The sequence below is a fragment of the Alteromonas sp. AWM4_230 genome, assembly GCF_056158305.1.
The window spans coordinates 707,142-728,241 of sequence record NZ_JBSWTB010000001.1 but is presented as its reverse complement, the minus strand read 5'-3'; the positions used below and the strand labels follow the sequence as shown (position 1 = coordinate 728,241).

The following is a 21,100-nucleotide window of genomic DNA, read 5'->3' as shown; positions in this document are numbered from 1 at the left end:
CTAAATGTTAATTTTTTGAGAACAGTATTGATCTTTACGTGTCAGTGGCTTAATGTAATGTAAGCGCTTTCAAACAGCCATTTTTATTTGACCCATTTTGTAAGCGCTTACACAAGCTTTTTACGTGGCATTTGCCACAACATAAAAACCCAATTTCTTTTGATCAGGGCTGAAAACAATGACGAAAAAAGCATCTCAACTCTCGCGGATAGCAGCCGCGATCTCAGTCACAACCCTATTTGGCTGTGGAGGTGGAGCAACAACCTCTACAGATATCGACGTTGTTGACGCAACGGTTCCCGTTACCGACTGGGAGCTTGTTTGGAGCGACGAGTTCGATGGAACCAGTATTAACGATGATAACTGGACCCATGAAGTAAACTGTGACGGTGGCGGTAACAATGAAGCCCAGTGTTACACAGACAGCGAAGACAATTCATTTGTGTCTGACGGTAGCCTGAAAATTGTCGCGCTTCCTGCCGAAGAAGGTGCCCCAAAACCGTATACGTCAGCCCGATTAATTACTCAGTATAAAGCCGATTTCAAATACGGCCGTTTTGAAATGCGCGCTAAGCTACCAGAAGGTCAAGGTAGCTGGCCTGCATTCTGGATGATGCCTACTGATTCAGTATATGGCGGCTGGCCGCGCTCTGGTGAAATCGACATTATGGAAGCGGTAAACCTGAAAGCAGCAGACGCAGACGGTAACCCTGAAAACCATATTTACGGCACCCTTCACTATGGTCAAGAATGGCCGAACAATGATAGCTCTGGTCAAGCGTATTCTCTTCCTGATGGCGCGAACCCAGCTGATGACTTCCATACCTACGCTATAGAGTGGCAGGAAGGTGAAATTCGCTGGTACATGGACGGCTATTTATATGCCACCCAGCGTCGCTCTGAGGTGCGCTATAACGCAAATGGTGATGCAACAGGTCTTTCCCACCGCGGTTGGTACACCGAGTACTTTGACCAAATTACCGGTGAACTTGAAACCCAATGGAATAACGCCCCTTACGATCAAGAGTTTTTCATGATCCTTAACTTCGCTGTGGGCGGAAGCTGGCCTGAAGCAGTTAACGAAACGGGCATAGATGCAGATGCATTCGTAGACGGTCAAACGTTCGAAATTGACTACGTGCGCGTTTATGAGTGTGCCTCAGACCCTGAAACTGGTAAAGGTTGTGAGACTGTGCGCCCTGGTTACGACAGTGTAGATGATGCATTGGTTGAAGGCGCAGCTCCCATCCCGTCACCGCCTTCTACCGGCATTCCACAAGACTTAACAATTTTTGGTGGCACACCTAACCCTAACTGGGCAGCTTGGGATTGCTGTGGTGGCTCTACCCCTCAACTTGTTGAAGATACTGAGCTAGGTCAAGTTTATGAATTTACCTTTGGCGCAGAACCTACGGTAGTCGGTTTTATCAGTCGAGATGCGTTTCTTACTGACCCAGAAGGTGAAGCCTCTCCATTTGATGCATCTCCCCTTGAAGGCATTGGTAGCTTAAAATTTGATTTAAAACTTGTTTCTGCACCTAATAACGCTGAAGCAAACTGGAACCTGAAAGTTGAAAGTACTGAAGCAACGACAGACGCCTCTTTTTCACTGATGAGCGGCTACGTTGGACCTTCAGATACTGCACCTGCTACACCGCAAGTGGGCGTTTGGGAAAGCTACCAATTTCCTATCAGTATGTTTGCCGAAGCAGAGTTAGATACCAGCGCCATTGATACCATCATGATTTTCCCTGACTGGGGTGCAGGTGAAGGTGCCGTTTATCAAATTACTAATGTAGAAATTTCACAGGACGGTGCGGTTGCATACCCTGAACTTACCATCTTCGAAGATGGCCAAAACCCTGATTGGTCCATGTGGGACTGCTGTGGTGGCTCGACTCCAACTGAAGAAATGGATAATGAAGAGCATGGTTTAACTGCGGAATTCCGCATTGGCGCTGAACCTACCGTAATGGGCTTTATAACTCGCTCTGCCGCTGGTGGTGGTGATACGCCGTTTGATGCAACAGCATTAACGGACGGTGGACTACTGCAATTCGACATGCGTGTTGTAAGTGCACCTAACAATGCCGAAGCACAATGGCTATTCAAAATAGAATCAAGCGATGGCTCAACTGCTGTAGAGCTACCTCTTTCAGACAGTGTTGAGGGGCAAGAGCCTGTTGAAGGTGAATGGCAGACATATACTTTCTCTGTTTCTGACCTTCAGGCTCGCGGCTTAGACGTTAGCGCCATTGACGTAATCATGGTGTTCCCAGCTTGGGGTTCTGGCGAAGGTGCAGTATATCGCTTAGACAACGTGAAAATATACCACCCTGACAGTGGACAAGATGCCCCATCAGCATCTGGCATTACCCTGTTTGCAGACACTGCGGCAGATCAGTGGCGTATTTGGGATTGCTGCGGTGGCTCAACGCCTACCGAGGAAGTTGATGATGCAGACCACGGAACAGTTGCTGAGTTTCGAATTGGCGCAACGCCAACAGTGATGGGCATCATTGCTGATGATGGTCATTCTTACGATGCATCAGCACTACTAACTGATGGTGCAGTGCGCTTCGAAATGAAAGTAAGCGCTATGCCTAACGATGCCTCTGCGCCTTGGTTATTCAAAATTGAATCTATCAACGTGTCATCAGCAGTAGAGCTCCCTATTTCAGCTAGCCTTGAGGGTGTAGACCCCGTTGAAGGCGAATGGCAGACCTACACTTTCCCTCTTCAAACGTTGTACGACTTAGGTCTGGATATCAGTGCAATCAACGTCATCATGATGTTCCCAGCATGGGGCTCTGGTGAAGGCGCAGTGTACCGCGTTGATAATGCTGAAATTGCAGCGCAATAGCAAAGCATGTGTTGCCTAAGCAGAGCTTAGGCAACACAAGAAATTGATAAGAATTAGTAGGGCAATTATGAAAAACACATCTTTTAAAAAGACCCAGCTTGCCACATCAATGGCTTTGTTGATGGGCTCTTCTCTTGTGCTACCCACACACGCTCAAGAAGCAGAAACAGCAACGCCAGCAGAAGGTGAAGTAGAAGTTATTCAAGTTAGCGGTATACGCGGCAGCATGATCCGTTCAATGGATTTAAAGCGCAGCTCAAGTGGTGTAGTAGACGCCATATCAGCTGAAGAGCTAGGTAAATTTCCTGATACAAACCTAGCCGAAGCACTGCAACGCATTACCGGTGTAACCATTAGCCGAAATAACGGTGAAGGTAGCCAAATTACTGTTCGTGGTTTCGGTCCAGAGTTCAACCTGGTAACCCTAAACGGCCGCCAAATGCCGGGTACCGGTTTTACCCGCTCTTTCGACCTTGCCAACCTTTCATCTGAAGGCGTAAGCACGCTAGAGCTTCAAAAAACTGCCCGAGCAGAAAACCCGAGCGGGGGCTTAGGTGCTACGGTAAATATCATCACTATGAAGCCGCTTTCCCAGTCAGGACAAAACGCGACTATTTCAGTAAAAGGTATTTACGATACGTCTAATGAAGCTGGTGACGATGTAACCCCTGAGATCGCAGGTGTTTACACCAATACTTTCGCAGACGACATGTTCGGATTCGGAGTATCTTTTTCACACCAAGAGCGTGACTTCCAGCAGCAGTCGGCTGCTATTCAAGGTTGGGTACTACAAGAGAACGATGCACTGCCTGAGCTAGATCCAAGCAACGTTGTTGACAACCGTACTAATATTACTGATGCCGCGTTCTTCCCAAAAGACATGAACTACAGCATTAATGATGTACAGCGTGAACGTTCAAATGGACAAGTTACCCTCCAGTTCCGCCCTGTAGATGAGTTTACCGCGACCATAGACTACACCGCGTCTCGTGCAACAACAGGCACTAACACTGTGGGTTGGGGTATATGGAACAACTTTGGTGCTAACATCAATGCTTACGAGCTTGATGAAAATGGTACGGCTGTTTATGCAGATATCAGCGGCGATGACGGCTCGTTTACTGCAAGCCGCAACACTACCCGCGTCGATGCTCGCTCACTGGGTGTAAACTTAGACTGGATGGTGAATGACGATTGGCATTTCCGTTTGGATTACCATGACTCTTACAACAAAACCGACAATGGTTATGACGAAGGATTGGGTAGCGCTGGGCAAATCATTCTTGGTTCAAACCAGTTAGAGTCTAAAGTTTATGATTACCGTGAAGGTGAAATCCCTCAGGTCTATGTAAACTGGAATAACGGCACGAATGAGATTCTGCCGGGTGAAATTGACTCTAACTTCAGTCAGTTCATCTATTCACCAGGACGTTCTGACATTGAACAATTGCAGTTAGACGGTACTTGGTATAACTCGGCGTGGGACATCCCGCTAGTTAAAATTGACTTTGGTGTAGCTCGCACAGAACAGTCTCTATCTGGCTTTACCGCATGGAGCGGACTCCGTGGCGGACCAGGCTTTAGCCCGTCGTTTACGGAAATCTTCCCAGACAGTATGTTCGTTCGCAACGACACCTCAGGCTTCTTAGACGCCTTTGATGGCGGCGGCGCAAGTATGAACCCAGGCTACTACTACACTTTTGACTTTGATGAAGCCATTGCGCGTCAGCTTCAATTCATCACTGCAGACGTTGTGGGTGAAAGTAATGCGTATTCTATTGACCCATATTTCAGCGGAGATCCTTCGGTAAGCAATGTAGAAGAGACAACGGACTCAATTTACGTACAGACCGAGTGGGACTTTGACGTTAGCGATTACTACGTTCAAATTAACGCCGGCCTTCGCTACGAAGAAACAGAAGTACCTAGCACTGCTGAAGTTCGCGTACCTATTCAAGTAAACTGGGTTGCGGCTGGTGAGTGGATCACTGTTTTCCAAGATGGTGTTGAAGAGCAGGACTTTACCGGTAAGTACGATGTATTGCTTCCTATGTTCGACGTGAAAGTTGATGTAACTGACGACATTGTTGCCCGTTTTTCTTGGGGTAAATCGATTACTCGTGCGCCTATCGGCTTCTTACAAGGCGGACGTTCGTTTAGCGGCAGCCCTAAAATTGGTTCAAGAACCGTGTCTGAAGGTAGTACCGACCTTAAACCTTATGAGTCAACTAACTTAGACTTATCTTTCGAGTGGTACTACGACGAAGCGAGCTATGCCTCAGTCGGACTATTTAGAAAGTCGGTTAAAAACTACATCGATACGCAAGGTGCACTTGAAACTTTTGATGGACTGAACGACATCTATCAAGGACCAAGATGGCAAGAAGCGGTATCAGCACTTGAAGCAGACGGAATCCAAGCTACTGACAGCAATATTTACGATTACTTCTTGTCGGCGGGTTACGCCAACGCTGAAGGCGTAGTAGAGCCTAACTCAGACGACCCGCTTATTGAATGGAACGTAGTGAAGCCTCGTAACCTTAACGAATCAAAAACCGTTGAAGGTATCGAACTTGCTGTTCAACACACATTTGGTGAAACGGGTTTTGGTTTTGGCGCTAACGCAACACTAGTTGACGGTGACGTAGAGTACGACCCATACAACCTAGAACAGCAAAATCCGCTAGTAGGTATCAGTGATTCAGCTAACTTCCAAGTGTTTTACGAGAAGGAAGGTCTGTCTGTAAAAGTCACTTATGCATGGCGTTCAGACTATGTTGTTGGTATTGGTCAAGCGCAAGGTTCATCTGATAACCCAGCCACCCAGTTCGACACCTTTGGTCAGGTTGATGCCAGCATCAACTACGATGTAAATGAGCACTTAACAGTGTTCCTAGAAGGTGTGAACATAAACGACGAAACCGAGCGAGGTTATGGCCGCTTTGAAGAGCAATTCTTATTTGCCCGTCAGTATGGCCCTCGCTACACGCTAGGCGCTAGATACAGCTTCTAAGTTTAGTCAGCACTTACGATAAGGGCCTTTTCAAGGCCCTTTTTTAATTCCAACCCGCTAAAATCATCAAACATTTCTGCCATTTTTTGGTAACCTCACTTCATAAGCTCAGGATGAGTAGTAGAAGAAGAAAGCAAGTGAAGTATAAGAAGTGTATTAGCGCGCTAGTGCTATTTTTGATGGGAATTAATTCTACTTTTGCGATTAGGGGTGATAAATATTTCCAAGCATATTCCCAAATTATAAGCAGCAAACCCGACGGTGAAAAAGAGTTAATGGCATTAGTCTCTGACTCTGAAAGCTTATCTACACCGTCACCTGCTGCATCCGTTTATATCGCTTTGCTGCACTCAACTATTGACCATCCAACTGGATTTGAAAAATACCACCTTGCTCCGTCACATCACCTTAAAGAAGTAAAAAATACCCAGCCCTCTTTGTACTACCGGCATAAAATTCTGTCAGCCTATAACTTGGCTATACAAGAAAAGTGGCGTTTAGCTCACAGCGAAATTGATAAAATCATCGCGTTTGCTCGCAACAAAGACAAAGAACTTTATTTTGATGCCCTTGCCACAAAATCCATCTTCCTTGCTCGTATGGGCTTAATAAGAGCATCGCTAAATGACAGCGCGAAAATTATAGAAGAACTCCCCTCACTATCTGAGAAACAATTTTTTGGAGATGGTGCAATCGAAACCATGGAGCTTCAGATAGGGCTGAGCATGTCTTACCTAGGCGAAGATAAACACGCGCTAAAACTATGTTCACGAGCAGAAGCATTCTTTCGTAATAGACCCAAGGCAAGTCCCCACAGGTATTACCAAATTGCACTTGATTGCCAACGAAGAAGTTTTGAAAATTCAGGTCGCATAGACGAAGCATTGAATACGCTTGAACGGTACATCGATTACGCAACCTCTATTGAAGATTGGGATACTTATGCCTATGGTCTTGTTACAAAAATTGAGTATTTTTATACCTTAGAAAAAGTTAACGCGGCGCATGCATTAATTAACAAAACAGAGGACTTTATATCCACACTACCTGAATCGTACGATATTAATACCTATCAAATCTTTCGATTTAAAGCGCTAGTAGAACAACGCGAATTAGAAACAGCTAAAGCACTGATGGATAATATTATCGACAGCCTAAGCGCCGATTACAGCTCATCAGATTTGCACTGGGCGCAGTTTAAATCTATTCAGTCTTCTTTCTTTGAGCAGTCAGGAAACAGAGAAGCGGCAATATCAGCATTGCGCGACAGCAAAGACTTTTATCAGTCTCTTTATTACCAGACGGACGATCGAGAGGAAGTGTTTAGCGACTACTATGAAAGCGCACTTGCTGAGCGAAAACTGCAACTTTTAGAGAAACAGCATGAATTAGCAGGCGTGGAACTCGCAAACAGCAACAGAACAAATTTAATTCTGAGTGTTGGGGTGCTGACCTTAGTAGTACTTTTAGCCCTTATAACTTATCTATACATTGTTCAAAGAAGGCTGAAAAGAGAACAAGAAACACTTGCAACCGTAGATACACTGACAGGCGTTCGCAACAGAAGAAGTTTACTCGGCGCTGTACAGTTAGAGATTAGCCAAGCAAAAGCCTATCAAAATAATTTATCTCTAGCGTTGATTGACTTGGATAACTTTAAAGCCATCAACGACAACTACGGCCATGAATGCGGAGACGATTTACTTAAAGCGTTTTGCGAGCATGTATCTAACTCCATTAGAAAAACAGATACTTTTGGACGCTATGGCGGAGAAGAATTCATTTTATGCCTTCCAAAAACCTCCGCTTCCGAAGCTAAAAAAGTTGTAGATTCAATCCTTGATAGCTATCGACAATTGCGTATTTCTAGTGAGATCAGTGAACAAACCTTTTCCGCTGGCATCGCTGAATATCAAAAAGGTATTGAAACGTCGACACTAATAAATCAATGTGACGATGCACTATACGTAGCTAAAAGATTCGGTAGAAATAGAGTTTGTATTTTTAGTCATGATGACTGACAAAAGCCTAAGAATTGAAAGCTAAACAAGACGAACAAACCTCAGTGCCAGGGTTAATTAACCCTAACACTTTCGTAAGCGTCTCGCTTTAACTATGACTACTGGTGCTTTCCACGCTACTGTTTTCTCTAGGCCATCGTTACTCGGTAACGGGTGTGCCGTCTTTGTTAAACTTCGCAATTGCAGCGCCGGACGCCTTCCATTGCTCACGTTCGGCGTCTGTAGCTTTTGGCGAGAACCAGCCAACATAGGCGTAGAATATCCCTATCAAGGGCGCCGTCCAACAGGCAAAAGCAAGAGGGATATAGAGCAAGTTTTCTAAGCTAGCGCCTGAAATACCAAGGCCTAGCGCCGATATCACAAACGCACCTCCGGCATTCCAAGGAATAAGCGGAGACATTAGCGTTCCTCCCTCTTCAATTCCCCGCGACAAGTTAAGGGTGGAGTAGCCCATGCCCCGATAAACAGGAGAATACATCCTTCCAGGTAAAGCAACCGATAGATATGGGTCGCCTGCCACTAAGTTAGTAGAAAAGGCGGTGCCAACTGCCGCAACTTGTGTACCGGCAAAGGTTTTTGCTTTGCTTTTGATTGCGTTAATGATGCTTCGTAAGCAGCCCGTTGTTTCTAACGCTCCGCCGAAACCAAGGGCAATAAGCACCAAGGAGATGGTCCACATCATAGACTGAACACCACCGCGATTAAGCAAGCTATCTATTTCAACGATATTGGTATTAATGGAGTAGCCGTTATTTGCATAATCGAATACGGCCTGCAGGCTTTGCCCCTGCATGAACATGGCAAATACACCTCCCACCACGGCACCAGCAAATAATGCAGGAAGTGGCGGAATCTTCTTAAGTGCTAACCCCATAACAATCAGTGCTGGCAAAAGTGCCCAGCCAGAAATGGTGAAATTATCTTCTAGTGCCGTGGTAATACCCGCAATTTTAGCAAACGAAACGCTTTGGGCATCTATAACGAAGAGGCCGACGCCAAGGTAAATTAAAAACGCGATTAGCATGGCAGGAATGGTTGTTGCCATCATATTTTTTATATGTGAAAACACATCTGTACCGGTTACTGCCGGAGCAAGATTTGTGGTGTCAGACAGCGGCGATACTTTGTCCCCAAAGAAGGCCCCAGAAACTACGGCCCCCGCGGTCCAGTACATGGGTATATCGAAGCCCTCGCCTATGCCCATTAATGCTAACCCAACGGTGCCTACGCTGCCCCAACTTGTACCTAAAGAAACGGAAACGACTGCGCAGATAACCATACCGGCAGCCAGAAAGATTTGGGGAGAAAGGGTCTTTAGTCCATAGTAAATAATGGTAGGTACAGTACCGCTGGCTATCCAAATACCTATGATCATTCCTACAACAATAAGAACACTTACCGACGGCAAGGCTACGTGGATGACTTTAAAAATACCTGCCCGTACTTCTTCCCATGTAAGACCAAGATAAGTCCCAACAAAACTGGTCAATGCTATGCCAATAGCAAGCGGTATGTGAGGCTCAAATACGCCGAAGTAGAAGATCTGCATACCCAATATCAAAAGGGTTAAAACAACTGGCGTCAAAGCAAGATAAAGATGGGGTGTAGGCGTTTTATCGTTTGTCATATTACTACCCTGTAAATAAACATGTGAAGTGAACGACGACTTAGCAAAATACCCTGCTTGAATCAGTTATCATCCAGCCACTGATTTGCAGATTTAATAAACATAGCTACGGGGTAACGTGGGGAAAAGATCGGTGACGCAAATGAGTGGAGGTTGAGCTGTTTACAAACAAAAACGTCGCCAAGACTTTGCCCCGGCGACGCTTTTTAAGGTCTAGCGATAGAGCTTTTACCTACTCTTGGCAGCTTATACTCGCTGATTCTGCTGCACTTGGCGTAAACTGAATATCTGCTACGCTCAAACTTGCCTTACCTGAGCTGCCTAGCTCAAACGGTACGACAAGACCGGTGAAGTCTATGCCTTCGTCAACAAAGCACTGCAGATCAATGCTTACGTTTGTCCAGGTGTCAGCAGGCATTGTTTTTAGCTGCTCGCTAATATCAATCTGCGTTGAACAGCTGCCCGCAGCGTCCCCTTCGCCCTCACAGTTCATGCCTACGGTAACAGGCGCATTAATATCTGAGTGACGGCTAACGTTAAAGCTTAACGCTCCTTCTGTAAGTAGCTGTGCGCTTAAATCTTCGCGGAAAAAGCTCTTGCTAGCAAAGCGCATAGCCGCAAATTCAGAGCCATCAAAGGTAACTTTTCGTGCATCTTCTTGCACTACCTTGTCCACAGTGCGGTAGGTCAGCGCACCAAGGGTGTGAGTACTTGCGTTCACAGGTAGCGTTTCATCACCTGAATAAAGCCATAGTACCCACGGTGACTGCACGGCACCATTAAGGATTTCCATCGGCTTGTTGCTGTCAGTGCTAACTTTTATTTCAGTATTCAACGCATCGCTTAATACATTGTCATCGCTGAAAGTAAGACCAAAACCATAAGGTAAGAGCGGCTCGTAAGCCTCATCGCCTTTATTCACTATCTGCTGAGGCTGTGACGGCCAAGAGAAAGATAGCTTTCCTTTAAAGTCTTGTTCGCCAAACAGCACATCAGCTACCGCATCACCTTCAGAACCCGGTAGCCATGCAGCAACAAAAGCGTCAGATGCATTAAGCTCGGCATTTACCCACATTGGGCGGCCGCTAATAAACACAGATACAACAGGAATACCTTGAGACTTCAGCTTTTCAAGTAGCGCTAAGTCTTTCTTATTGCCGTACTGATAGATTAGCGTTTCTCTATCGCCGTGGCCTTCTGCGTAAGGCTCTTCCCCGAATACCACAATGGCGACATCTGGCTTAGTTTCAAAATCGCCCTCAACGGAAAGTTCGACCTTACCACCAGCACTTTCGACATGCTCTTTGATGCCGTCGTAAATAGAACTACCGCCTGGGAAGTCCGCATTAGTATTGTTGGTGCCTTGCCACGTAATACTCCAGCCACCAGACTGCTTACCAATGTTGTCGGCGCCATCACCGGCCACTAATATGTTTTTAGTTGCAGAAAGAGGCAGAGTTTTATCTTTGTTTTTCAGCAGTACTAGTGACTCACGTACCGCTTGTGCTGCTACTTCGCGATGCTCTGCTTTGCCAATTAATGAACGGTTACCTGAAAGTGGTCGATTTGCTGGGCTAGGCTTATCGAAAAGACCCGCACGTACTTTCACGCGAAGAATGCGGCGCACTGCATCATCGATGCGGGTCATAGATATAGTGCCATCTTTTACTTGAGCGAGGGTGTTGTCGTACAGTACCTTCCAATCGTTAGGTACCATGAAAATATCCAGACCCGCGTTGATAGCTTGCGCGCAGTCTTCGTTATTACAACCTTTTACCTGGCCATGGCCGTTCCAATCGCCCACTACGAAGCCGTCAAAACCCATTTGGTCTTTAAGTACATCATTTAATAGATACTTATGACCGTGAAGTTTGTCGCCGTTCCAACTGTTGAACGATGCCATGACAGACTGCGCCCCAGCGGTCAACCCGCCAACATAACCTTGGGCATGTATGTCGAATAGCTCTTGTTCGCTAGCTACGTTATCACCTTGGTCGTCTCCGCCTACGGTACCACCATCACCGACAAAGTGTTTTACCGTGCTGATTACACGCTGGTCGCTTAAAAAGTCTTTGTCAGCAGCACCTTGTAGACCTTTAACCACAGATGCGGCATATTCTCTTACAATCGCCGGATCTTCAGAGTAGCTTTCATAGGTTCTACCCCAACGGTCGTCACGTACAACAGCAACTGTTGGCGCAAATACCCAATCAATGCCCGTCGCCATCACTTCTTTCGCTGTGATATGAGCAATTTTCTCTACTAAATCAGGGTTATTTGCCGCACCTAAACCTATGTTATGGGGAAATAAAGTGGCGCCAATAACATTGTTATGACCGTGAACAGCATCGGTACCCCACATCGTTGGGATTGTCGAACCATCTATGCTGTCGTCAATGGAAGCTTGATATAGCTTTTCGGCAAGTTCCACCCAATCTTCAGGTGTTGCATGCTTGTCGTTATTCGGAAATGCGCCACCACCATTGAGGTAAGAGCCAAACCCATACTTACGCATGTCTTCAACAGTGATATTGCGAATTTCTGGCTGTATCATCTGCGCAATTTTCTGTTCAAGCGTCATGGTAGATAAAATATCATCTACCTTTTTCTCTACAGCAGGGTCTGACTTTACTTCGATATCTAGTTTAGGCCATATCTCACTGGCTTTATTCGTTTTTTCTGCGGCACTGTTAACTGAAGAAGCGTCTTCATCGGATGCACAAGCGCTAACTAAGACACTGACCAATGCACCTGCAACAACCTTCGCGATTAGACTTTTTCGCATTATTAATCCTCGTTACTTTTCAGTGGTTTGAAATTTAGATACGCGACTTCCCACAAGGCCATAATAAGCGATGTAAAGATAGCACGAAGCGGGTAATAGGAATGAAAGCGTAACCCCAATTGAGTCGGCCAGCATACCTTGAAAGAGTGGAACGATAGCTCCCCCCACAATAGCTAGACATAAAATGCCTGAACCTTGCGGTGTGTCCTTACCTAGTTGCTGTAGTGCAAGACTGAAAATGGTAGGGAACATAATTGAGTTAAATAAACCTACGCCTAATATACTCCACAGCGCAAGGTCACCCGTACTTGAAAGCGATAGCAAAATAAGGCCAATTGCTACACAAGCATTAAAGGCCAATACATAACCACCTGAGATTTTTTGCATAACGACAGCGCCGATAAAGCGCCCTACCATAGCTCCGCCCCAGTAATACGCCAGCAGTTTTGCCGCGCCAGCTTCAGTTAGGCCGCCCACCGCAGGGCTAGCTAAGTAGTTAACTAGCATACTACCTATAGCCACTTCTGCACCAACATACATAAAGATACCCACCGCACCTAAAACAAGGTGTTTGTGATGCCATGCGCCGCCTTTAAATACACCTGCATTTGCGCCTGTGTGGTTAAGCTTAGGTAACTTCAAGTACATGAAAATAAGCGCTAGAAGCAGTAACGACGCCGCTAGAATTAAATAAGGAACCTGCACATCTGAAGCGCTTGGCGTGCCGCCACCGTGCTCGCCCGTAGCACCGTAAATAAGATAAGAGCCGAAGAATGGCGCCACTGTGGTACCAAACGCGTTGAATGCCTGAGTCATGGTAAGTCGTGACGAGGCCGTTTTAGGGTCTCCTAGTGCTGTCACGAAAGGGTTGGCAGACACTTGAAGTATGGTTATACCTGACGCCAACACAAAGAGCGCCAACAAGAAAACACCATAAATTTGACTAGACGCAGCAGGGAAAAACAGCAAGCAGCCTACACATGCTATACCTAAGCCAAGCACAATGCCTTTTTGGTAACCAATGCGCGACACAACCATTCCCGCGGGGAGCGATACGATGAAATAAGCGCTAAAGAAACAAAATTGAATTAACATTGCTTGCGTAAAGCTAAGGTTAAAAGCTCCTTTTAGATAGGGAATAAGAATGTCGTTCAAACATGTAATAAATCCCCACATGAAAAACAACGTGGTAAGTGAGATTAGCGCAAAACGGCAGCCACCGTTTGCCCCTTGCTCTTGGGCGGATGAAATATTCGGCTGAACTGGTGTGTCCACAAGTAACCTCTGTTGCTATTTTTCTGATTAATGATAAATTTACATTTGAAAGCGCTTACATGCTTATCCAAATTATTTTGTAAGCGCTTACATTGAGTAGATAATTACATGAAGCGTTATCGAATTCAATGTAAATATGATGTTATTTGCTTAGCAATTCGCAAAGCAAATATGACGAAATTGTTATTGCTAGGACATTTCTACGATGAAAGACATTAACCTTCCATCCAATTCTATGATGCTTTCTAAAGACTTCCTGTTTGGTGTAGCTACATCAAGCTTTCAAATAGAAGGCGACAGAAAAGGAAGGTTGGACTGCATTTGGGACACCTTCTGTGAAAAGAGCGGGACAATTTCAGATGCAACTAACGGTGATGTAGCTTGCGATCACGTTGCGCTTTGGAAGGAAGATGTAGCGCTTATCGATGCCTTAGGTGTCGATGCCTATCGATTATCTATTTCTTGGCCCCGCGTTATGATGCAAGACGGCACCGTTAATGAAGTAGGTATGCAATTTTACGTCAACCTAGTTAACGAGGTCGTAAAACGCGGTATGAAAGTGTTCGTTACGCTTTATCACTGGGATTTACCGCAGCACCTTGAAGACAATGGCGGCTGGCTAAACCGCGACACCGCCTACGCATTTGAAAAATACGCAGAGGCCGTTGCAAAGGCATTGGGCGAGAAAGTCTATTCTTACGCCACCTTAAACGAGCCATTTTGCTCTGCTTATTTAGGCTATGAAGCCGGTATTCATGCGCCTGGTAAAACAGGGATGGGCAACGGGCGTAAAGCAGCGCACCACCTGTTGCTTGCACATGGGTTAGCTTTGAAAGTACTTAATAGCCATTGCCCGAACAGTCAAAACGGTATTGTGCTTAACTTTAGTAACAGCCATACCACGACGAATTCTAACGAAGATAAGCACGCAGCTAAACTGGCCGACGACTACCATAACCAGTGGTATTTAAAGCCGATAATAGAAGGTAGATACCCCGATATTATCGACATGCTCGATACTGATAGCAAACCAGAAATACTTGAAGGTGATATGGATATCATTTCTCAACCTATCGATTATTTGGGTATCAATTTCTACACACGCACTCTGTATCAAAGTGATGGAAATAATTGGTTTAAAATTGTTCCACCAGCAACAAATGAGCTAACCGCAATGGGCTGGGAAATTACCCCTGACGCGTTTACCGAACTGCTCGTTGATCTTAATGAGCGCTACAACTTACCGCCCATTTACATTACAGAAAACGGTGCGGCCATGGATGATGTCCTTAATGACGGTGAAGTTATAGATGATACGCGTACCGCTTATTTTCACACTCACTTAAATGCCGTAAATCAAGCAATGGAAAAGGGTGTGGACATTCGCGGGTATTTTGCATGGAGCCTGATGGACAACTTTGAATGGGCGCTGGGTTATTCCAAGCGTTTTGGCATTGTATATGTTGACTACGAAACCCAAAAACGCACCTTAAAACAAAGCGCTTTAGCCTATTCAAAACTGGTGAAGAGTCGCATAAATGGGTACATTAGCGGTATTAAATAAGGACAATTACTAGAAACCGTATGGCAACAATTTACCAAGTATCAGAAGCAGCTGGGGTATCGCTGGCTACCGTCTCTCGCGTTATGAATGGAAACGCGAAAGTAAGCGAACGCACGCGTAAAAAAGTGGAAGACGCTATGGCATCGCTGGGCTATCAGCCCAACGCTATTGCGCAATCTCTGGCATCAAACCGTACCAATAGTGTAGGTTTACTTGTTTCCGAACTGCATGGCTCATACTTTGGTGACTTGATGAGCACGGTTGAACACGTGCTAAAGAAAAGTGGTAAGCATGTAATCATAACCGCGGGACACGTCGATGAAGAGCGTGAACACGAAGCTATAGAGTTTTTGAAAAGCCGCCGTTGTGACGCGCTTATCTTGCACGCTGAGGCAGTCTCTGACGAATACTTGAAAAAGCTGGTCGACAGCAAAGTCCCGGTTGTAGTGATTAACCGAAAAGTAGACGAACTTGAGCAAAACTGCTTTGTTGTAGACAACGTAAAAGGTGGCTACTTGGCTACGAAAGCGGCCATTGACGCAGGTCATACGAAGATAGCTTACATTAGCGGACCGCTATTTAAAAAAGATGCGAGCGATCGTCTTACTGGTCACAAAAAAGCTCTTGAAGAAGCAGGACTTACATTTGACAGCAACAGTTTGTTCGAAGGCGACTTCCATGAGTCTACAGGACAGGAAGGGATGCAGCATCTTCAAGCGACCTTTCCAGACTTCACCGCCCTTGTGTGCGCAAACGATGAAATGGCCTCTGGCGCAATGACGGCGGCACGAGAAGCTGGATTTGATATCCCAACTCAGCTTTCCATTGTGGGTTTCGATAACGTGCTATTTTCGCGCTATCTCTATCCTAAGCTAACAACTATTAATAACCCTATTCACGCTATGGGAGAAATGGCCGCTTATTGGGTGCTTGAACATGTTTATAACATTAAAAGTCCTATCCCAATTGAGCACTTATTTGTTCCTGAAGTCGTCGATAGGGACACAGTAGGCAAATTATAAAATGCATAAAGCCCTGACTCCCTCGCTATACTACACGCTCATTGTTTCCCTTGGTGGGTTCATATTTGGTTTTGATGCCAGCGTGATAGCCGGAGCCAATGGCTTTATTGACGCCGAGTTCAACCTAAGTGATTGGCAGCAAGGTTTTGTAGTTAGCTCACCCACGTTGGGCGCACTTATTGCCATGCTCTTTGCAGGCGGCATAAGCGATGCTATCGGAAGACGAAAAGCCCTGATCCTTGTGGCTTTCTTGTATCTAATTTCATCCATAGGCTCGGCCCTCGCCCCTAATTTCGAATTGTTAGTGCTTGCTCGGTTTATTGGCGGCATTGCCTTCTGTTCACTCATCATTGCCCCACTGTATATCTCGGAAATAAGCGCCCCAGAAAACCGAGGTAGAATGGTATCGGTGAATCAACTCAACATTGTGTTTGGTTTCGCTCTATCCTATTTCACTAATTATTACCTGTTACAGCTGAGTAACAGCGGTGCAGGTTGGGTTACTGAATGGGGTATAGATACGCATTTGTGGCGCTACATGCTAGGGCTTGAAGTCATTCCAGCCGCATTGTGGTTTGGCCTACTATTTACTATTCCACGTAGCCCTCGATGGTTAGTACTAAAAGGAAGGCAAGAAGAAGCAGAGCAGGTGATAAACCGCCTTTTCGATAAGGCACAAGCCCATGCACTTGTTAAGGATATTGCGTCTTCGCTTAATGAGAAGACTTGGACACTACGCGAGCGCCTTGGTTTTTTAAAAGCAAAAGCCATGCGCTTTCCTTTGATGGTAGGAATCATTATTGCCATTGCGCAGCAAATTACCGGCATCAACGTTATCTTTTTCTATGCACCTACTATTTTTGAACAAAGCGGCGTGGGTACCAACGCCGCCTTTATGCAGGCAGTATGGATTGGTGTAGTGAATGTCGCCTTTACTGTTGTGGCAATGATGACTATTGATAAGTGGGGTAGAAAGCCACTACTCATTGTGGGTTTGACCGGTGTTGTAATCAGCATGGCTATCTGCACCTATGGCTTCAAACAAGCCACTTACCAAGTTCAACAAACTGCCGTTAGCACTATTCAACAAGACGCCCCCATCGCAGCAAGCAAATTAGAACCTCTAACCAACCAAGTCTATTATTCGGACGTGGAGTTTAAACGGGCGCTTAAAACTGTTTTATCAAGTGAAGAGTTTGATACTTACCAAAAGCCATTGCTTACCAGCAGTATCACAATGAACGCGCCCTTAGTGCTATTTGGCATTATCGCGTTTGTAGCCTCTTTCGCTATGTCTTTGGGCCCTGTAATGTGGGCGATGTTAGCCGAAATTTTTCCTAATCAAACGCGTGGTTTGGCTATCTCTTTGGTGGGCGTGATTAACTCCTTAACCAGCTTTCTAGTTCAAATTATCTTTCCGTGGGAGCTAGCTAACCTAGGCGCGGCCACCACATTTGCTATTTATGGCTGTTTTGCATTAATCAGCCTCATTTTAGTTGCTAAGCTCTTTCCGGAAACTAAGGGTAGAAGCTTAGAAGAGATTACAAGAAACTTTGAACACAAGGCTATGAAATAGCGCACTGTGTTTGCAGTGAAGTTTTAATGTCGGCTTCGCCTAGTTGAAGGTGCGTTTTTACGTTTAGCGCGTCTGGTGTTGTGTGGGATGCAACTAAAATCAATGTAGTAGCAGAAAGACTATTTAGTACCTCACTCACCTTTTGTTGTGTGTAAGAATCTAACCCCTCAAAAGGCTCATCTACAGCAAGAACAGGTGGCTTCGCTAGTATTGCGCGAGCTAATGCCAAACGCTTTCGCTCACCACCAGATAAAGGCCTTCCAGCTTTTCCTACCCAGTTCTTTAAAGGAAGAATCTCTTCCAAGCCAAGCGCAGACAACAATTCACTCATTTCATTTTGAGAAATATCGTTGCCCGCAGGGTCTAGGTTTAAGGATATACTGCCTGATAACACAATAGGTTCCTGCTCTACATAACGCCAGTTTGTTACCATGCCCTCAGGCATACCTATGCCGTCAATTTCACGCTGCCCCGTAGCTGGCAGCAAACCAATAATTGACTGCAACAATGAAGACTTACCGCATCCCGACGGCCCAGAAATACAAACAACACCATTCGCAGGTAGTGAAGTATTAACCAAACTTGCATGTCGACCTTTAGCAGAAAACTGAATTAAATTAAGTGAGTGTTTTATTTCTCTATCACGATACTGCCTAATTGGCGTGGCTTTAAGTTGCTTAAGAGCATTGACGCTTTGTTTGTACTGCGCAAATTTACTTACACTTAAAAAGCCTGTGCTTGCCCAGTCAGGCGCTGCCAATAGAACCATAGGTATGACTATAGCGATAGGCGCGAACACAAGGGCCGACGCCACGGGTGAAACACCCGACATGACTAAAACAACAAATAAAAACGCTAATCCCTGAAACCACCATGCTGTTCGTTGTGCCTTAGCTTTTTGCGCCAGCTGATAGCGCCATACCTGACTAGCACTCGGTATTTTAGTGCTGTCAGGGTTAGATGAGGCAGAATCACTTTCAATCATCGATTTGTCCAGATGCCAAATGGCACTGCAGTTGAAAAAATCTGAAGATTGCTGACGAAATAGTTTGTTTGCTTTATTGGCCTCTTTCGCAAGCGTTAGTGCGTTTACGCCTTGCACGGCCACAAAAACTAGCCAAGCAACAAATAGCGACAGAATATAAAAAGCGCCGGGGAGGTCGAGGTACACCGCAGCAACGCACAAACCTGAGAAGATGAATACAACGCTTGATAGAGGGGCAACCCATGCAATCCATTTGCTCGCAAGCTCTTCAGTATGTTGTGCTAGTGCTTCTGTGGTATAGGCCTTATCAGTAATCTGACTGTTTTCTAGCTGACAAAAAACGCGCAGCCGTGCTTTTGCAATGCGAGCTAGGAGGTCATTGTGTCCAAACCACATACTGGCATAACCTGACGCAATACGAAGAAGCGCCAAAGCGCGAATGACCACAGCAGGTATTACATAGTTAAACCCCACTGGCGCTATTGCACTAATCGCAATAAACCAAGCAGAAATAACAAGAATACTAATCCCCGCTATGCCGTGCAAAAGAGCCAGTAGTAACGTCAGATAAGCGGGTTTTCCATTATTCAAAACCAAAACTCCTTTTCTGATCATTTGAATTTTTATTCACAGCACTGGTTACTACTTTCACTACACTTGTTACATCACAATCGTGGTTGCCGTGTTCTATACCAGTGTCGCTGTGATCATTATTCGCTTCAGTATTTGCTTGGTTGAGTGACGTTTTTTTCTCAACCGACCAAAACTGATTAAACCAATTACTTGGCAATGCTTTGTGAGAGGCCCATATCAAGGTTTTGCTCTCGCCCAAACGCTTAATCAACTGAGCTAGCCTATGGTGTTGCTCATCGGGTAAATGTGCGGTTGGTTCATCGAGAAGCCAGATACTTTCATCACGTAATAACGCTCTTGCCAGTGACAAACGCTGTGCTTCACCGCCTGAAAGTTGAGGGTAGTCTGTCATCACAGTATCAAGCCCATAGGGCAACAGTGTTAGCCAAGCTTCAAGTTCAACGTCTTGCAATGCGGTCATTAAGATGTCATCGGAGTAAGTATCGTTAAGACATAGGTTCTCCCGCACTGAACCTGGCGTGATGACTGGGTGCTGAGTGATCCACACTACTGGCTGTTCGAATTTATGGGTCGCTGGCCTTTGGCCACTAAGCGCCTCTAACAATAAGGTTTTGCCCGCTCCAGATTTCCCATTAAGGAGCACCTTATCGCCTTTTGAGATTATCAAGGAGTTAGCTTTTAGTAAGGCAGGTTGTACGTGCCCTCCATTAAGTGAAGCAGGCTCGCGCAAGTCGAACACGTTGAAGTTAGAAGCATCTAGTAACCGTGACATTTCCTCAGGACTATCAACGCTTTGAGCATAAGATTGTAGTGAAATCGTATCAGGCACGTGTGAGTACAATGGAGCCAGTTCTTCTTGCGCTGCTTCAGCCTGAGCTTTTTGATGATACACCTGCCCCAGTTTTTTCATTTCACTTAGTAACAAGGGTACGGTAAGTAAAACCCATAAGCCTTGCTGCAAGGTTATAGCCGGGCCAATTTCAAGCTCACCTAATAGCGAAAACCCAATAAACACCGCCACTAACGCCACAGCAAGCGTGGCAAAAAAATCGAGCACACTATTAGATAAAAATGCGACACTGACGACTTTCATTGTGCGTGTATTTAACTGTTCGCTTGCTTCTTTTAGCAGGCCGGTTTGTCTTTGATGCGCTTGAAAATTTGATAGCATCGGCAATGCCGCTAAACGGTCTGTAAATAAGCTTCCCAACCTTTCAAGAGCGACAAAGTGTTTACGATGCAGTGCAGCTGCGCCCTTACCAACAATAATCATGAAAAGCGGCACAACAGGGAGTGTGATTAGTAACCCAAGACCAATAACCGGATTGACATAAAAAATTACTGTTAATGCTAATAAAGGCACTACAACGGCTATTGTTTGCTGAACACGATATTCCAATGCCCAATCTGTAAAAGCTTGTAGATTTTGTAACCATAGCGTTTGCCAGTAATAAACTGAGTGCTGTCGAACCAAGGCATGTTGGCGAGAAACAAACACCTTACTTAACTTCTGCTCCAGCTTGTTGAGCACCGAGTCTTTCGCTTGGCACGACAAGCGATTCGCTACGCCTTGAAGCACCCAGGTTATTCCCAAGCAAACAGATAAGCCCGCTAGATCACTTTGTAAGGCGGGCGTTTTATTCACCACCCAGTCTTGGGCAATATTAGAAAAGTAATAAAAACCAATAATTAAAGAAAAAAGCGACAAACACTTAACCGCTACCTGTGACATAAGAGAACGGCGCAAGCCAAGCGTGTGCGCGCTATCCATTTCC

General features: G+C 45.5%; 11 protein-coding genes. 6 read left to right on the top strand and 5 right to left on the bottom strand.

Annotated features, from left to right (window positions below; translation table 11 throughout):
* Positions 1-178 precede the first annotated feature (178 nt).
* The 3 genes from ACXACS_RS03130 (at position 179) to ACXACS_RS03120 (ending at position 7,897) form a co-directional block, all read left to right on the top strand.
* The gene (locus ACXACS_RS03130) at positions 179-2,863 is read left to right on the top strand and encodes a family 16 glycosylhydrolase (protein WP_474803971.1); all 2,685 of its coding nucleotides are present in this window, start codon (positions 179-181) and stop codon (positions 2,861-2,863) included.
* 67 nt (positions 2,864-2,930) lie between these two features.
* Entirely contained in the window at positions 2,931-5,876 is a 2,946-nt protein-coding gene (locus ACXACS_RS03125) for a TonB-dependent receptor (protein ID WP_474803968.1), read from the top strand.
* A gap of 137 nt (positions 5,877-6,013) precedes the next feature.
* The gene (locus ACXACS_RS03120; protein WP_474803965.1) at positions 6,014-7,897 is read left to right on the top strand and encodes a GGDEF domain-containing protein; all 1,884 of its coding nucleotides are present in this window, start codon (positions 6,014-6,016) and stop codon (positions 7,895-7,897) included.
* Between the two features lie 139 nt (positions 7,898-8,036).
* On the opposite strand, the gene nhaC is transcribed toward ACXACS_RS03120, so the two are convergent.
* The 3 genes from nhaC to ACXACS_RS03105 form a co-directional block, all read right to left on the bottom strand.
* Positions 8,037-9,524 carry a Na+/H+ antiporter NhaC gene (nhaC, locus tag ACXACS_RS03115; protein ID WP_474803962.1) on the bottom strand — a complete coding sequence of 496 codons (1,488 nt, stop codon included), beginning with the start codon at positions 9,522-9,524 and terminating at the stop codon, positions 8,037-8,039.
* A gap of 232 nt (positions 9,525-9,756) precedes the next feature.
* Positions 9,757-12,309 (bottom strand): glycoside hydrolase family 3 protein, encoded by a 2,553-nt coding sequence (locus ACXACS_RS03110; RefSeq protein ID WP_474803959.1) that lies wholly within the window; start codon positions 12,307-12,309, stop codon positions 9,757-9,759.
* Between the two features lie 12 nt (positions 12,310-12,321).
* Positions 12,322-13,584: a sugar MFS transporter gene (locus tag ACXACS_RS03105; RefSeq protein ID WP_474803956.1), complete on the bottom strand. Its 1,263-nt coding sequence runs from the start codon at positions 13,582-13,584 to the stop codon at positions 12,322-12,324.
* Positions 13,585-13,789: 205 nt separating this feature from the next.
* Here ACXACS_RS03105 and ACXACS_RS03100 point away from each other — a divergent pair, with 205 nt between their 5' ends.
* Genes ACXACS_RS03100 through ACXACS_RS03090 form a run of 3 tightly spaced genes read left to right on the top strand, consistent with a single transcriptional unit; the run spans position 13,790 to position 17,746 of the window.
* Positions 13,790-15,148, top strand: coding sequence for a GH1 family beta-glucosidase (locus tag ACXACS_RS03100; RefSeq protein WP_474803953.1), 1,359 nt, complete (start codon positions 13,790-13,792; stop codon positions 15,146-15,148).
* A gap of 20 nt (positions 15,149-15,168) precedes the next feature.
* Positions 15,169-16,170 (top strand): LacI family DNA-binding transcriptional regulator, encoded by a 1,002-nt coding sequence (locus tag ACXACS_RS03095; RefSeq protein ID WP_474803950.1) that lies wholly within the window; start codon positions 15,169-15,171, stop codon positions 16,168-16,170.
* A gap of 1 nt (position 16,171) precedes the next feature.
* The gene (locus ACXACS_RS03090; protein ID WP_474803948.1) at positions 16,172-17,746 is read left to right on the top strand and encodes a sugar porter family MFS transporter; all 1,575 of its coding nucleotides are present in this window, start codon (positions 16,172-16,174) and stop codon (positions 17,744-17,746) included.
* Here ACXACS_RS03090 and ACXACS_RS03085 read toward each other — a convergent pair.
* The gene (locus tag ACXACS_RS03085) at positions 17,736-19,322 is read right to left on the bottom strand and encodes an ATP-binding cassette domain-containing protein (protein ID WP_474803946.1); all 1,587 of its coding nucleotides are present in this window, start codon (positions 19,320-19,322) and stop codon (positions 17,736-17,738) included. The genes ACXACS_RS03090 and ACXACS_RS03085 overlap by 11 nt on opposite strands.
* Entirely contained in the window at positions 19,315-21,096 is a 1,782-nt protein-coding gene (locus ACXACS_RS03080; RefSeq protein ID WP_474803943.1) for an ABC transporter ATP-binding protein/permease, read from the bottom strand. Before ACXACS_RS03080 ends, ACXACS_RS03085 begins: the two co-directional genes overlap by 8 nt.
* Positions 21,097-21,100: the final 4 nt, after the last annotated feature.